We start from the raw sequence: 14,958 nt of genomic DNA, 5'->3' as shown, positions 1-14,958 counted from the left end.
TTCCCTTGACATCCCCCCGCTACATCTGCATGAATATGCCTTGCCCTGAACGAATATTCGATCACATCAGTTCCCTTCGGAGTGTGAAGACATACCCAGGAGATTGTCTTGACACTCCGAAGGGAGTCCGGTCAATATGCAGCCCGCTGCCAGAGCTCTACCGCCATGGCCGAGGCTGCTGCTCGCCACCACTGTCTAGACAGGAGATGAGAGAATGCGCCTGCACGACCTTGCTCTCAATCTATAGCAATCGCAATATTGCCTAGCTGTTCACCTCGCTCCATACGCGAAAAGGCAAGGGCTGTATCTCTTAACGGATAGACCGTATCAATAACAGGATGCAGAGCATGCTGCTCCATGAATTGAAGCATCGCTACAAACTCTTCCCTACTTCCCATAGATGTGCCGATAATATGAAGCTGAGGGAAAAATATAGCCCGTGCCGGAATCGTCATCTCATCACCAGAGCTTGCCCCGAACATAATGATTTTGCCATTCGGCTTGATGACCTCAAAATATTGGTCGAAGAGCGCTGGCCCCACACTATCCAGGATGACATCGACAGACTTGCCCGCAAGCTGCTCCCCCCAGCTCGTATGACTATCCAATGCCTGGGCAATCGGCAACTGCATGGCCGCTTGACGCTTCATCTCACTTCTTGAGGTTACAGTTACTTCTGCGCCAATCGCTGCCGCCATCTGGGCGGCGAAGGTCGCAACGCCGCCACCGATCCCTGGAATGAGGACATGGTCGCCCGGCTGAACATCTCCCCTTGTGAACAGCGCCCGATAGGCAGTGAGGGCAGACAAGGATAGCACACCAGCCTCCTCCCACGTAAGATAAGCGGGCTTTGGAGCAACATTTTGCCAAGGAACGATGACCGATTCGGCAAACGTACCGTCCGTAGGCCCTCCTAATATGGCAGGTACAACAGGAACCTGCTCCGTCCTCTCCCACCCGATGCATGGATTAATAATGACCTCAGCGCCTGGGCTCAGACCCGCGACCTCGTCACCGACAGCCTCTATCCTTCCTGCCCCATCCGAGCCAAGAATCAAGGGCGAATCTTGGCTCGTTCGTGCAGACATCAGAAATAAATCCCGATGGTTGAGTCCTGCTGTTTTTAGCCGGATCTTTACCTCGCCCTCCCCTGGCTGCCTGTCTCTCTGCTCTGTATATTGCAATCCTTCGATTCCTTGCTTTCCTTCATGTATGATCGCTCTCATCGTCATCCTCCTGCTCGCTGGTCGTATCGATTGTATAGGTCAACCTTCGTTGCCCCCCTATTGTACACATCCCGATCCAATTGATAAAATGAATGAAAATGAAGGCGAATATCATAAATAATTATAGCTGGGAGGCCAGAATCCATTGGAGAGCGGCGATCTCAAAATATTTCAGGCGGTTGCTAGAGAAGGAAGTATTACCAAGGCCGCACAGGTATTAAATTATGTACAGTCCAATGTGACCGCTCGCATACGATTGCTTGAGGCTGAGCTGGGACTCCCGCTTTTTCGGCGCACGAATCGCGGGATGCTCCTGACATCCGCAGGGGAAAATTTGCTGCGGTATACAGATCAGATTATCAGCTTGCTGGAGGAGGCTCGAAGAACGACACAATATTCAGATGTTCCTGATGGCTCTCTTCGGGTGGGGTGTATTGAAGCGGCAGCTTCCACTTATGTCCTCCCTGTCATCCAGGAATATCAGTCCCATTATCCGAAGGTTCAGTTCCAGCTACACACCGGCGCCACCCATGATCTTGTACAGCAGGTGTTGACTGATGAGCTGGATGGAGCCTTTATCTATGGTCCAATTCATGAGTCCCGCCTGAACTATCTGCCTGTATTTGAGGATGAGCTTGTACTGATTTCGGAGCAGAACCGAGCGGATATGGAACAATTGCTTACCATGCCGATGCTGTTTTTTGATGTGGGCTGTACGCACCGCGCCAGAGCGGAGAGTCTGTTGAAGGAGAAAGGGATTTCTTCTTATGAAATCAGAGAATTTGGCACGATGGAAGTGATAGTAAATGGGGTTTCGGCTGGATTAGGCGTATCGTTATTGCCGCGATCCTCCGTTACATTCGCGGAGGAGGCAGGAAGAATCTCCAGTCATTCATTGCCAGAGCACTATCGCAAGTTAGAGGTCGGATTCATCTATCCGTCAAGAGAGATTCACTCTGCTGCCCTAACAGAACTGATCCATCAGCTACAGTTGCCTTAAAGCTCTGCAGCCGATTCGTATTCCTTTTGCAACCCTTACGCCGATAAGGTATGATGGAGCTAAACTATTGAACGGACTGACAACCGGACCGGGAGGTCGCTTGCGAATGACACACCGCAAATTTCGTTATCATGCCGGGTGGGAATGGATGCATTCGCTTCAAGCCTCGGACAATTCTCATCTGACACTCAAAAAGGATATTCCACTCTGCGCGCGCTGGCTGGATGAAAGCGTGCTGCGTACAACCAATCATATTCATGTGACCATACTGCATGGAGGCCTCCCTCTCCTGCAAGGCAGTCTGCTCATTCAGATGTCGGACGACGAGCAGGATGTGCAGATGCTTCATTTCTGGGTCACGCCCGAACAGATGATCACCCTGCATTCGGATCTGCGCCTTGTGCTCCGCATGCAGCGCTCGCCCTGGAACGAACGGCTGGAGCAGTGCGGCAGCGCCCCGGAGGCATTCATGCTGTTGCTCAGCCATGTGCTCGATACGTTCCATGAGGGACTGGATAGCTTTGAAGCCAAGCTGCATCAATTGGAGAACTCCATGCGCAGACGCAACCGCGCCGACCTGATGGATGGCATCTTCGAGCGTCGCTATGAGCTGCTGCACTGGAGCCAGCTATTCGTTCCGGTGCTGGAGATTGAGATGGCAGCCAGAGAAGCCTTCCTGCAGCACTACGATGCTACGGAAGGCTTCAGCCGACTGCGCTTCAAGCTGGAGCGTATCGACAGCCTGATCAAGCATTACAATCAGCAGATCGATACGCTGATCTCCATGGATGATGCCATCTCCAACCTGCGCGGCACCGATGTGATGAAAACATTGACCATCTTCACAGCGCTGTTCACTCCTGCCGGAGTCATCGGCGCTCTCTGGGGCATGAACTTTCAACGATTGCCGTGGCTTCGGGAATCCTGGGGCTTTGCGTTGGTGCTCGGCATTACAGGACTGTTGACCGCAGGCGTCTACTTCTGGCTCTGGCACAAGGGCTGGACAGGCGATCTGCTCAAGAGCGGACGCTCCAGCAAAGCCGCCGCCAGCAAGCATGGACACGGACAAGCTGGCGGCAGTGGACGACCCGGCAGCAGCGAACGAGCCCATGCCAGACCCAGTCAGAACGATACAGCTCCCATAGCTGACGGCTCTAACCACCCGTCAGATCATGCGACCGACAGCCCCAGCAGGAGCAGCCGCTCCCGCAGCAGAAGCTGAGGCCCCAAGTCATCACGCCTGCTCTCCTCTATGAGCCAACTTGCGGTTCAGCTCGCGGAAGCTCTCTTTATTCGAGGAGACATAGGCCATGCTTGGCGCCGACGGCTCCAGGTACAGCTTGGCGCTGCTCATACGAAGCGCCGCATCGGGAGAAGGCTGCGGCAATCAGCCGCACCTTGCCGGCATAGATACAGTCGCCCGCAGCGAAGATGCCAGGCATAGCCGCGACCGCCTGACCGTCGACGGCCACCATCCCCTCGCTGCTCTACAATCTCAAGCAAGGAAGACATTCAGATTGCTGCGGTAGCCAATGGCTGACATAGAGCTTGATGCTCCGCCATCCAAGCCGGCTATTTCAGCCGCTGCTCAAATGCCTGCAATATATCCTCCATCGCAAACCGATCCGCCAGCGGCGACATGCCCAGATTGAAATATTCCTTGCCTCCGACCATGTAGACATGGCCGTTTTGGACTGCCTTCATCTTCTTCCATAACGAATTATCTGTCGCTTCCTTGAATCTCTCCTGCACCTCATCCTTGGAGTCATCATCGAGCTGAACGATGATATGATCCGCGTTGAAGTCCGGCAGCATCTCCAGCGATATGGGCATCGCGCGTTCTGCCTTGGGGAAATTATCGAGCGGCTTCAGCCCAAGCTGCTTGTGAATGAAGCTGCCGCGGTCGATATTCTCGCTATGCACGACGATCTCCTTCGCCATAACCCGCATATAGACGACCGTCTCATCGCCCACTAGCTCATCAAGCTTCCCACGCACCTCTGCCTCTTTGGCTGCCAGATCGGCAATAACCTGTTCCGCCTGCTCCTGCCTGTCCAGCGCCACGCCAATGCTCCTCAGCTCATCGCGCCAATCATCATGTGCGGGCAGCAGCAGCGTCGGGGCGATCTCGGATAGCTGGTCGTAGTCATTCGCTGACCACCACTCCGGGGCAAGTATAACATCTGGCTGGGCAGCCAGAATCGCCTCAAAGTTGGGCGTGCGGCCGATCCCCATCTTGACCGTATCCTTGAACGGCTCCGTCAAGTAAGACGGATACTCGCTATGATAGTTTTGGACAGCGACCGGCGTAATGCCCAGCGCATACAAAAATTCCGGGTACACTACCGACAGCCCAATGACTCGCTGCGGCTCGACCGGAATTTCAATTTCACCCTTAACCGTGGACACCTTGCGTGTCTGAGGCGCCTTGCTTGTAGCATCATCTGCCGCCTGCATGCTGGCAGCTTGTCCATTGCCTGGCCCGGCTTGCATGCCTCCTGCCTGTCCATCTCCCGCAGGCTGCCCGCTTCCTGACCCGCAGGCTGCCAGCCATAACACCATACATAGGAGCACTGCTCCCAGCTTCACGTTCTGTTTCATTTCCAACTACTCCTCCTGTCGACACTCTACATCATGACATAACTCTAATTAAGATTAATTATCATTGTCATTTAGGAGTAGTATAAAGGAATTTTGCATCGCATCCTATTGACGATTCTGACTTTATTCTATGGACGATCCCGCCACAGCTTCAATGCCTCATCGAGCAGCAGATCATGAACGAAGGCGGAATACTCCACTAACGGGCTGTGGGACAATAGCTCCACCTTGCCCTGCTGAACAGGCAACAGCTTCCTCCAACGCTCACTGCTGGCGATACGATGCCAGGTGGTCTGCGACGGTTGATCTTGCCCAATGATCAGCAGCAGCCTGCTCGCATCCAGCCCGCCAAGCTGCTCCAGCGTCAGTACGCGGCTGCGTGGCCTTAACCCTTCCGTTGAAGCAGGCGCGATGCCAAGATCGTCGTAAAACACCGTTCCGATGCTATCGATGCCGACCAGCTCCAGTTGACTGCCGCGGATACTTAGCAGGCATAGCCGTTCACCGCGCAGTTGCAAGCGTATCTGCTCCCTGACAAATGCCGCCTTGCGTTCATACCGCTGCAGCCACGCCTCTGCCGCCCCGCTTCGCTCCAAATATTGAGCAGCGAATATAAGCTGGGTACGCCAATCCGCACCCGACCACGGAACAGCGCATACAGGTGCAAGCTCACTTAATCTCTCCTGCTCCTTCGCGGACACAAGACCATCCATCACCAGGATGACATCTGGCGCAGCCTCCCGGAGCTGCTGCAATCTGACCTCCAGCCCGGCCTCCAGCGGCAGCACCTGATCCGTCTCATATTTGCGGCGGTAATACTCCGTCCATGGGTGATCGGCAGGCGCCGCGCAGGGTACCATCTGCAAGGCCAGCAGAATACCGATCGCCAGCGGATGGCCAGCCGCGATGCGCTGGCGACAATTGCGCATATACGAGGCTGGAGGAATACCGGAGATTTGCTTGAACTTGCGGCGAAAATACATCTCGTCCTGGTAGCCAACCTGCGCGGCAATATCTCTAAGACGGGCGCTGCGGTCTGCCCGCATCAGCCGTTGCGCCTGTTTGATTCGATGAACGGATACATACTCCATGACACTGCAGCCGTATCTTCTTTTGAATAGCCGCATGAAATGCCGGGCGCTGAGGCCCGCCTGCTGCGCCAGACCTTCTATCGTCAGCTTCTGCTTGCAATGCCGCTCAATATAGTGCCGAATCTGCTCCAGCAACGCCTCAACATCGTCCACCTCTCCATGCCGCCTACCCTCCAGCATGGAAAGCAGCAGCTCCTGCAGCATAATTTGCGCCCGCCAACGGCTCAGCGGGTGCTCCTCTGACCACGCCCGGTGCAATGATTCACACAGCATGCCAATGGACAGCGGAGACAGGAGCGCCGCCTCGCCTGCAACGGGGAATCGGCTGTTATGCCGCACCGTCTCCCAAACCTCGGAATCTGCCTGCTGTTCCAGCACATCATAGAATAGACAGTAGCTGCTGGCCTCACCATGCAATTCAAGCAATTCAATCCTCGCCTCAACCAATTGTCCTGGCAGACAAGCATAGATTCCACCCTTACGCAGCTCGATATAACGTCCATCCAACGTCAGCCAGCCTTGGCCATCTGTCATCACCAGCAGCATATGGCTAGCCAGAAAGCGAACACGAAAATACCATTCCTCGCTTGTCGGCTTGATCTCCTCCACTCCATGCAGTCTGAAGCTCATTCTCTCCAGCATCGCATAGAACGAAGGCTCAAGCGGTTGAACTATGCGCTCCAATCCATTCACCTCCATGCTACCTCGATTCAGAAAAGCATCGCCTCGCCATCCCGGAGAATAGCGAAGCGATGCTTCCATGTGGCAGCTTGCCGTCATTATTTCATAGCGACCCATACAAGACAGCGATCATCTGCGCGCTCCGGCTGGACTGCAGTGGAGAACAGCTCTTCCTCCCAAGATGCGAGCGCCTGCTCCGGGAGGGGGGCAGCCAGCTTCTCGTAGAGCCGCTCCAGCTTCTCATCATCCGGCGTAGGGATGATGTCTATTAGCCCGTCCGTAACGAGAACAATTCGATCCTTCCTCCCGACGGAGATATGCTGCTTCTCTACCGGGATATTGTCGAACATGCCGATCGCGCTGCTGCCGCCTGCCATTAGCTCCGTTGTGCCGTCCTCGCGCAGCAGCAATCCCGGCGGATGTCCGGCGTTGACATATTCAATCTGGCCCTGCTCGACATCGACAACCATATAGATGGCTGTATAGTAGTATTGGATAAGCTGGTCGGCGAATTGCAGTTGCAATGCGCGGCGGTTCAACTCCTGCACCACCAGCACCGGGTCCACCAGCTTGATCATCGCATCCTTCAGCACCGAAGCGATAAACATGCATACCAGCGAGGAGGAGATGCCATGTCCCATAGCATCCACTACCGCTATGCCGTATCGGTTAGCGTCGATACGATGCCAGGCGTACAGATCCCCGGCCAGCTCCTCGGAGGGCAGGTAGAGGGCGCCGATCTCCAATCGCTCCTCCGCCACAGGCGACGGCAGCACCGCAGACTGCACCTCCCGGGCCAACTGCAGCTCCTCCCGCAGTCTGCGCTCCTGCTCCTTGTGCCAATCCTTCTCCTCCTTCAAGCGCAGCGCTACCCGAATTCTAGCCAGCAGCTCCACCTTGTTGATCGGCTTGGTCACATAATCGCTCGCTCCTGCATCCAGCGCCTCGGCCAGCTTCTTGGAATCTCCGATCGCTGTCACCATGATGATCGGAATATCCCTCAGCCTTGGCGACTGCTGGAGTGCACGGCACACCGCTATGCCGTCAATACGCGGCATCATCATATCCAGCAATATAAGATCATAATCGGGAACGCCAAGCTTCTGGTCCCGCTGCTCCATGCCGTCCTCATCGAGGCCGACCAATGTGAACATCTCCATACCAGAGGCGGCAGAGTGAATATCCCGGTATCCTGCCCGCTTCAGCATTTCCTTGACAACTGTGACGTTCATCGGATTATCATCGACAACCAGAATTCTCATTGTTCAACTCCTTGCTCCTATGGACTGCCGCGATTGACGCGCAGTATGTGCTTGTTCCATATCACTGCTTCGGCGAAGCAACGCGCTCACTCGCAGCCGCAGCCTCCTGACCGGCAGCCGCTCCCTGCCGCTGCTTGCCTGCCTGAACCAGCTTGTTGATCGCCTGATACGCCTTCACTCCCGTTTCGACCCATGTGAGCCAATTCGGCAACTGATTAGCCTGAGCATTTGTAGCGGCTCGCTCCTTGAGGCTCCCTGCCCACGCCGCTGAAGCCTCCTTGGCGGCTTCCGTCACCTCATTCACCGCAGTGCCGACAGTGCGTACAGACGACATCAGTGGATCGACTGCGCTTACCTGGTGATTCAACTGTTCAATCAAGGTGTTGACACCTGTCATCAGTTGGTCTATATCTCCCTTGGAGGTTTGAATCAGCTCTTTCGTTTCGGCAAGCGTCTCATTGGCAGTCTGGATGGATTGCTGCGCTTTGCGCAGCGTTTGAACCAGATAGACAACCAGCACTACGATCGCAATAGCAACAATGAGTACGCTAATTTCAATGATCATCGTCATTCCCCCGTTTGTTTCATTAGCGGCGCTGCAATCGCCTGCTCTATGCTGTCCAGCTTATACAAGCATTATATTAACGTTACCCTGGCACACCTGAACTGAATCAATGAACCTGCATGCACGGAAGAACCCACAGCAGCAGGGGCTGTCCATCGATGTGATGAAGGACACCTGGACACCCTCTTGCTGCTGCCTAGAGTGACAGTGGCTCCAGTCGCACAGGCAGACCGCTCTGTGCCGACTCATTGGCAGCGACCGTCACTTGCTGCGTTCTGCAAGCATCCTCATAGGTCGACAGGATCGCGGAGGTATCCTGCGTGCGCACCGCATGGAAAAATGCGCGCAGCTCGTTCACATACGGATTGGACACATTCGCATACTCCCGTCTGTGCTCGCCTTGCGTCTCCACGAGGCCGCCATGCGTCAGCTCCAGGTTGCACTCATCCGTATAGACGGTCAATCCGGTATGCCCGCCGCCACTGAGCATGCAGGCATTGGAGATATTCGCAACCGCTCCGCTCTGCAGCTTCAATGTAACTGTGCCGACATCCGGCACACTGACCTGCTCGTGCTTCGTATGGATCACACGCTGTGCATAAGCGGCATAGACCTCTGTCACCTCGCCTAGCAGATGACGCAGCAGATCGAAGATATGTGTGGTCTGCTCCACAATCTGCCCGCCAGACCCTTCTTGCTTCCGCCACCAGCTTACCTCAGGCATACCGCCCATCCAGTGACCGAGCGCCATGCCGACAACCCTATTCTCCAGCAGTTGCTTCGCCCTTGCGACACTGTCCATGTATCTGAAATGATAGCCGACTGACGTGATGAGCTGTTTGCTGCGAACAGCCTGCAATACCGCAAGCGGCGTCTGCATATCCAGGCCGAGCGGCTTCTCGACCAGGAACGGAATTCCCCGCTCCGCAAGCGCCAGCTCAACCTCGCCATGAGCGAACGGCGGGACGCAGATATAGACCGCATCCAGCCTGCGAGAATCGAGCATATCCGTTATCGTGGCATAGCCGCGGGCATCATCGAACGCGCTCGCAAGCTGATTCGCCTTCTCCTTGCTCGTGCCGCAGACTGCCGCGACCTCTATTCCTTCTTCTGCAGCAAGCAGTTCACCATGCATCTTGGAGAACCAGCCCGTGCCAACCAACCCAACCTTTAATGTCATCTATGCCGCATCCCTTCCATATCATATTTGCTCGTGACCCTGCTTCTCCTCCATAGGACGAATCCAGCTTCAACCAGCCTTGTCCATGCGATTTACTATTGCTTTCATTGTAGCCCATGCTCTGCGAAAAGTCAGCACAGCTTTGCGGGCACTCGCCCGTTGCCACTGCTCAGAACGCCGCATATACATAGATAAGCGCCTGCATAACGTCCAAGGGAACAACTACAGAAGGGAGCGAAGCTATGGGGCCATCGCCACATCTCAAAAAAATGCTATTTCTCGCTGCCGTCTGCGGCCAAACCTATACGCAATTCCATAATCGGGACGGCACCTTCATCATGCCCTCCGGCTATGAGCTGGCTGGCACCCTCACAGGCACGGCATTTGGAAATACAAGGGAACGCTTCGGCTTTGTCATCTATTCCGGCCGCTCGGCAATCGTCGCTTTCCGCGGGACGGGCACAGCTACGGAATGGGTGTCCGACCTTATTGCCCGACAGACAGAGTACAAATTCGTCAAAGGCGGCGGCCAGACGCATCAAGGCTTCACCGACATCTATCGTTCCATGCGCAGCCAACTATTCAAGCTCGTCTCCAAGCTCCCTGACGGGCTGCCCATCTATGTGACCGGCCACAGCCTGGGCGGTGCGCTCTCGACGCTGGCCGCGCCCGATCTTCATACCAACTGCGGCCGCAAAATCAAGGTTTGCACCTTCGCCTCGCCCCGGGTAGGCGACCCTGCCTTCGTCCGACTATTCAACCGCTGTATTCCGGTCTGCTGGCGTGTAGCCAATAAATACGATGTGGTAACACAGCTCCCCCCGCTGCTGTACCGCTCCCCCAAGACCGAGAAAACCTACATCTATCTGCATGTCAAAGGAGAATACAAATTGGAGCAAAAAGCCGCGACCCTGCCGGGCAACCACGCGCTGAGCCATTATTTCAGCGCCCTGTCCGATCAATCGCCGCTGCTGGCAAAGCAGGTTTGCGCAACCCCGCCAGGCTGGTGTCCGTATCCGACGTGACCCCAGCTTTTTTTGGCGCGGGACTTGTCCATCCAACCATTTCGCCCAGGCTGTCCGCTCCTTTTCATAGCGCCGCCCTATCCGCCTTGGGACAGGCTGGAAGCGATGTTTGTTAAGCAATTGTTCAGAATTTGTACAGATGGCTATGTTATTTTTATAGGCATAAAGAACGGGGTGAAAAGTTTTATTTTTGGTACCTTTTGCTACATATTGACACATCATTAGGTCTCACTTATAGTAAGACACAAACCTATTTTAATATCTCTCTAATACCTGTGCGTTATAATCAATTAAGAAACGAGTTTTTTCGACATTTGTCCGTAAATAACGCGCGTTTCCGACCTTACGCTTGACGGGCATTTTGCCGGAAGGAGCTTATAGTTTATGAAGATTATTTTATTGTCCGGTGGAGCCGGCAAGCGTCTGTGGCCCTTATCCAATGACGAGCGTTCCAAGCAATATCTGAAGCTTCTGAAGCATCCAACAGGAAAAGCGGTATCCATGCTGCAAAATACTTTGCATGAGCTGCGCAAAGCGGGACTGATCGAGCACACCGTCATCGCCTCATCCGAGCACCAACTGGCGCTGCTCCAGGAGCAGTTGGGACATTCGATTCCTTGCATCATCGAGCCTGAACGCAGAGATACATATCCGGCGATCGCCTTGTCGGCTGCTTATCTCCATTCGGAGTGGGAAATTTCTAATGATGAGGTCGTCGTTGTCATCCCCGTAGATGGCAAAGCCGACTCTGCCTTCTATTCCCGCATCTCTCAACTGGGAACGGCTGTAGAGGATGGGCGGTACAATATCGCATTACTGGGGGTAGCCCCTACTTATCCTTCGAGTAAATATGGGTATCTGGTACCGGAGTCCGACATGGGGGAGCAGCCATACACGATCAGGAGGTTTGTCGAAAAACCCGATACCGCAACTGCACGGCAATTGATTGAAGAAGGGTCGCTATGGAATTGCGGTATCTTTGCTTTTCGGCTTGGCTACCTGATCGGCAAGCTGAAGGAGGCGGGGCTGCCTGCAGGCTACAGTGAGCTGCGCGAGAGCTACCACCTGCTGCCGAAGACCAGCTTCGACTACGCCGTAGTTGAACAAGAGACGCGCCTGGGGGGACTGATCTACGAGGGCGCTTGGGAGGACATGGGCAACTGGGAAGCCATCTCCGCCCAGATGGATCAGCCGGTATTCGGCCATGGGCTATTAGGCGACGGCTGTGAAAACACCCATATCATTAATGAATTGGATATTAACGTTATCGTTAATGGCATCCCGGATGCCGTCATCATAGCGGGCGAAAGCGGCATTCTGGTTACCAGCAAGCGTCAGGCCGGCAATATCAAGCCACTGGTGGAGCAGGTCAAGCCGATTGTTGCGCCCCATTCTGCGGTTCGCAAGCTGGAGACCCTCTATCATGAGGACGGCAGCATCGGCCTGCAGACGAACCGGATTATCTTAGCACGAGGTGAGCGCTATCTGGCCCCCTCTCAGGCTGCCAGCGTGCAATGGCTGCTCGCTTCTGGAGAAGGCGTTGTCGACGATGCAAGCGGGGGCAATCTTCCGCTTGCTCCCGGTCATGCGCATACGATACAGGGCGAGGCCGCCTTTGAAGCAAGTGCTGATAGCATCTTAATCGAGATTGTGACGCAGGAGGGGCATATATGAGAACCAGACGCTCTCTTGTCGGCTACCGTGCTAAGGAAGTAAGCCGATATGTGCATTTGCTGGAGACTGCCCAAGAATCTTTGCAGTCTCTCCTTGAGAAGGAAGAGGCCGAATTCAAGCAGATATACGAGGAGAAGTGGGAGAACAGCTTAGCGCTGCGAGAGCAGCTCAAGAGTCTGCTGCAACAGGAACGGCAGCTAGCAGGAGAGGCCGGATCATGAACAAACGATTTAAGCTAAGGCTGGGCGGCCTGAGCATCCGCGCCTCCAAACGCCGGGTCAATCTTGCGCTCAAGCATTATACAGAGGCCAAATCTGCGCTGGAGCAGCAGCGCGCTGAGCAGCTTACGCTGAACAAGCGCATCGACAACGAGATTAATGAGCTGCAACTGCGGATCGAAGAGACGCATGCCCGGATTGCCCAACTGGAGCACCAGCGCTTAGCGGCTGTCGCTTCTGCGGCTGCAAGTGCAAGCTTGCCGAACGCTGCGACTCCGGCCGCCGTGGCTGCTAACCAGCAGGCTCAACCGCTGCGGCGCATGGGGGATATGCTGATTGATGATGGCAAGATCACCCAGGACCAGTTGCAGACGGCTATTGCGCGCCAGCGCCGATATGGCGGACGGCTCGGTGACATCCTGATTGATATGGGCTTCATCCAGCCCGAGGATCTGAACCCTTATCTAGGCAACCAGGACAAAGGACGGCTCGGCGATATTCTTGTCAGCTCTGGCAAGATTACGCAAGAGCAGCTCGACAAAGCGCTCGCGTTCCAACAGAAGAGCGGGGGGCTGCTAGGTGACGTGCTGCTGTCGCTTAAAATGATTGAGCCTGGCGATCTGTACCGAATGATTGCCACACAGAACAATATCGGGCGCATCGGGCAGGAGCTGTCCCTCGATACGCCGGTCAGACTGCCAGAGTCGGTCGCACGGGAATATGAGATTGTCGTCATCCATCAATATGTGAATCGCTATCTGGTCGCCGTTTCCACACCGCTCTCGGATGAGGATGCCAGCAAGATCGAAGCGCTGCTCCAGCTTCCCATTGAACAGGTGCTCGCGACAAAGGACGAGATGGAATATTTCTGGCGCGAGGTGTATGGCAGTGAGATGCTGCATGAAAGTACTCGCCGTCTCGCTGATGAGCAGCCCCACAACTCAGCGCATACGACCTTCACCAGGCCGCAGCTCGGCTTCACTGCTGTCCTTGGCGCGGTGCTGGTCATCGGCCTGATCTGGAGCTTCTGGGCAACGCTGCTGATTGTTAATATTCTGATCCAATTGTTCTATTTCACCATGTCGATCTTCAAGTTCTGGATTATTCTGCTCGGTTCACGCGAAGGGGCGCAATTTCGCTTCACAGACGAGGAGATCCAGGCGATGGATGAGCGAGAGCTGCCGATCTATACCATCCTCGTACCGATGTATAAGGAGGCTCAGGTCATCCCGCAACTGCTGACGAACCTGGAGAATCTGGACTACCCGAAGGCGAAGCTTGATGTGCGGCTTCTTATCGAGGAGGACGATACGGAAACCCGCGAGCTGCTGCAATCGATGGATCTGCCCTTTTACTATACTATCCTCGTCGTACCTGACAGCTTGCCGAAGACGAAACCGAAGGCCTGCAACTATGGCCTCATTCGTGCGCGCGGAGAATATGTCGTTATTTATGATGCCGAGGATCGCCCGGACCCTGATCAGCTCAAGAAGGTGATTGCCACCTTCCGCAAGTGTCCGGAGGAATTCGCCTGCATTCAGGCGAAGCTCAATTACTTCAACAGCACCCAGAACTGGCTGACACGCTGGTTCACTCAGGAATACAGCATGTGGTTCGAGCTGCTGCTACCGGGCATTATGAGACTGGATGTGCCGATTCCGCTCGGCGGGACGTCCAACCACTTCAAGCTCTCTGTGCTGAAGGAGCTTAATGCGTGGGACCCGTACAACGTTACCGAGGATGCGGATCTGGGCATCCGCTTATATAAGCATGGCTATAAGACAGCGATCGTCGATTCCCGCACATGGGAGGAGGCGAACAGCCGCGTCGGCAACTGGATACGCCAGCGCTCCCGCTGGATCAAGGGCTACATGCAGACCTGGCTCGTTCATATGCGCAATCCGTTCAAGCTCTGGCGCGAGATCGGAGCGAAGGGCTTCATGGGCTTCCAGGTTATGATTCTTGCCACGCCGCTGCTCCCGCTGCTCAATCCGTTCTTCTGGGTCATGATGATCTTGTGGTTCGGGTGGCACTTTGATTTCATTCCACGCTTCTTTCCAGGGGCCATCTATTATCTGGCGAGCGTGGAGCTCTATGCCGGCAACTTCCTGTTCATCTTCAGCAACGTGGCCGGTGTCTACTGGGTTATCCACGAGCTGGAGCAGAAGCGGCAGCAGGTATTCTCCTACTCGCTTGTGCGCTACGCCCTGCTGACCCCAATCTATTGGGTCATGATGAGCATCGCCGCAGTAAAAGCGGCCTGGCAGCTCATTACGAAGCCGTTCTATTGGGAGAAGACCGTCCACGGACTGCATGCTCCTGAGGAGGCGGAGCTGGCTGAACTAGCGAGCCTGCCTGCCGAAGACAGCCTCATCCATCAGCCAGGCGGCAAGCCGGGGACTCCCTCCATGTAGCTTGCCGGGTACAAGTACACA

General features: G+C 55.0%; 13 protein-coding genes. 6 read left to right on the top strand and 7 right to left on the bottom strand.

What is annotated here, in order from left to right; genetic code table 11:
• Window positions 1-236: 236 nt before the first annotated feature.
• Window positions 237-1,226, bottom strand: a complete 990-nt coding sequence (locus ACY1JZ_RS08810) for a zinc-binding dehydrogenase (protein WP_270165219.1) — start codon at window positions 1,224-1,226, stop codon at window positions 237-239.
• A gap of 145 nt (window positions 1,227-1,371) precedes the next feature.
• Here ACY1JZ_RS08810 and ACY1JZ_RS08805 point away from each other — a divergent pair, with 145 nt between their 5' ends.
• Both ACY1JZ_RS08805 and ACY1JZ_RS08800 read left to right on the top strand, forming a co-directional pair.
• Window positions 1,372-2,226 (top strand): LysR family transcriptional regulator, encoded by an 855-nt coding sequence (locus ACY1JZ_RS08805; protein WP_462628899.1) that lies wholly within the window; start codon window positions 1,372-1,374, stop codon window positions 2,224-2,226.
• 106 nt (window positions 2,227-2,332) lie between these two features.
• Window positions 2,333-3,448 carry a magnesium transporter CorA family protein gene (locus ACY1JZ_RS08800; RefSeq protein WP_462628898.1) on the top strand — a complete coding sequence of 372 codons (1,116 nt, stop codon included), beginning with the start codon at window positions 2,333-2,335 and terminating at the stop codon, window positions 3,446-3,448.
• 67 nt (window positions 3,449-3,515) lie between these two features.
• Here ACY1JZ_RS08800 and ACY1JZ_RS08795 read toward each other — a convergent pair whose 3' ends face one another.
• The 6 genes from ACY1JZ_RS08795 to ACY1JZ_RS08770 all read right to left on the bottom strand — a co-directional run bounded on the left by ACY1JZ_RS08795 (window position 3,516) and on the right by ACY1JZ_RS08770 (window position 9,606).
• Window positions 3,516-3,701: a hypothetical protein gene (locus tag ACY1JZ_RS08795; protein ID WP_462628897.1), complete on the bottom strand. Its 186-nt coding sequence runs from the start codon at window positions 3,699-3,701 to the stop codon at window positions 3,516-3,518.
• Between the two features lie 97 nt (window positions 3,702-3,798).
• Window positions 3,799-4,827 (bottom strand): ABC transporter substrate-binding protein, encoded by a 1,029-nt coding sequence (locus ACY1JZ_RS08790; RefSeq protein ID WP_462628896.1) that lies wholly within the window; start codon window positions 4,825-4,827, stop codon window positions 3,799-3,801.
• A gap of 128 nt (window positions 4,828-4,955) precedes the next feature.
• Window positions 4,956-6,602 (bottom strand): helix-turn-helix domain-containing protein, encoded by a 1,647-nt coding sequence (locus ACY1JZ_RS08785; RefSeq protein WP_462628895.1) that lies wholly within the window; start codon window positions 6,600-6,602, stop codon window positions 4,956-4,958.
• Between the two features lie 95 nt (window positions 6,603-6,697).
• On the bottom strand, window positions 6,698-7,861 hold the full coding sequence (locus ACY1JZ_RS08780) for a PP2C family protein-serine/threonine phosphatase (protein WP_462628894.1): 1,164 nt from the start codon (window positions 7,859-7,861) through the stop codon (window positions 6,698-6,700).
• Window positions 7,862-7,922: 61 nt separating this feature from the next.
• Complete coding sequence (locus tag ACY1JZ_RS08775) at window positions 7,923-8,426, bottom strand: DUF948 domain-containing protein (protein WP_462628893.1); 504 nt, start codon at window positions 8,424-8,426, stop codon at window positions 7,923-7,925.
• A 196-nt stretch (window positions 8,427-8,622) separates the two neighbouring features.
• On the bottom strand, window positions 8,623-9,606 hold the full coding sequence (locus ACY1JZ_RS08770; RefSeq protein ID WP_462628892.1) for a Gfo/Idh/MocA family protein: 984 nt from the start codon (window positions 9,604-9,606) through the stop codon (window positions 8,623-8,625).
• A gap of 242 nt (window positions 9,607-9,848) precedes the next feature.
• Between ACY1JZ_RS08770 and ACY1JZ_RS08765 the strand changes: the two genes are divergently transcribed.
• The 4 genes from ACY1JZ_RS08765 to ACY1JZ_RS08750 all read left to right on the top strand — a co-directional run bounded on the left by ACY1JZ_RS08765 (window position 9,849) and on the right by ACY1JZ_RS08750 (window position 14,937).
• The gene (locus tag ACY1JZ_RS08765; RefSeq protein WP_462628891.1) at window positions 9,849-10,631 is read left to right on the top strand and encodes a lipase family protein; all 783 of its coding nucleotides are present in this window, start codon (window positions 9,849-9,851) and stop codon (window positions 10,629-10,631) included.
• 384 nt (window positions 10,632-11,015) lie between these two features.
• Window positions 11,016-12,305, top strand: a complete 1,290-nt coding sequence (locus ACY1JZ_RS08760) for a sugar phosphate nucleotidyltransferase (RefSeq protein ID WP_462628890.1) — start codon at window positions 11,016-11,018, stop codon at window positions 12,303-12,305.
• Window positions 12,302-12,526 carry a hypothetical protein gene (locus ACY1JZ_RS08755; RefSeq protein WP_462628889.1) on the top strand — a complete coding sequence of 75 codons (225 nt, stop codon included), beginning with the start codon at window positions 12,302-12,304 and terminating at the stop codon, window positions 12,524-12,526. The genes ACY1JZ_RS08760 and ACY1JZ_RS08755 overlap by 4 nt, the downstream gene beginning before the upstream one ends.
• Window positions 12,523-14,937 (top strand): cyclic di-GMP-binding domain-containing protein, MshE-related, encoded by a 2,415-nt coding sequence (locus tag ACY1JZ_RS08750; protein ID WP_462628888.1) that lies wholly within the window; start codon window positions 12,523-12,525, stop codon window positions 14,935-14,937. Before ACY1JZ_RS08755 ends, ACY1JZ_RS08750 begins: the two co-directional genes overlap by 4 nt.
• Window positions 14,938-14,958: the final 21 nt, after the last annotated feature.

The organism is Paenibacillus sp. J5, from assembly GCF_054955055.1.
This window is presented reverse-complemented; position numbering and strand designations above follow the sequence as displayed.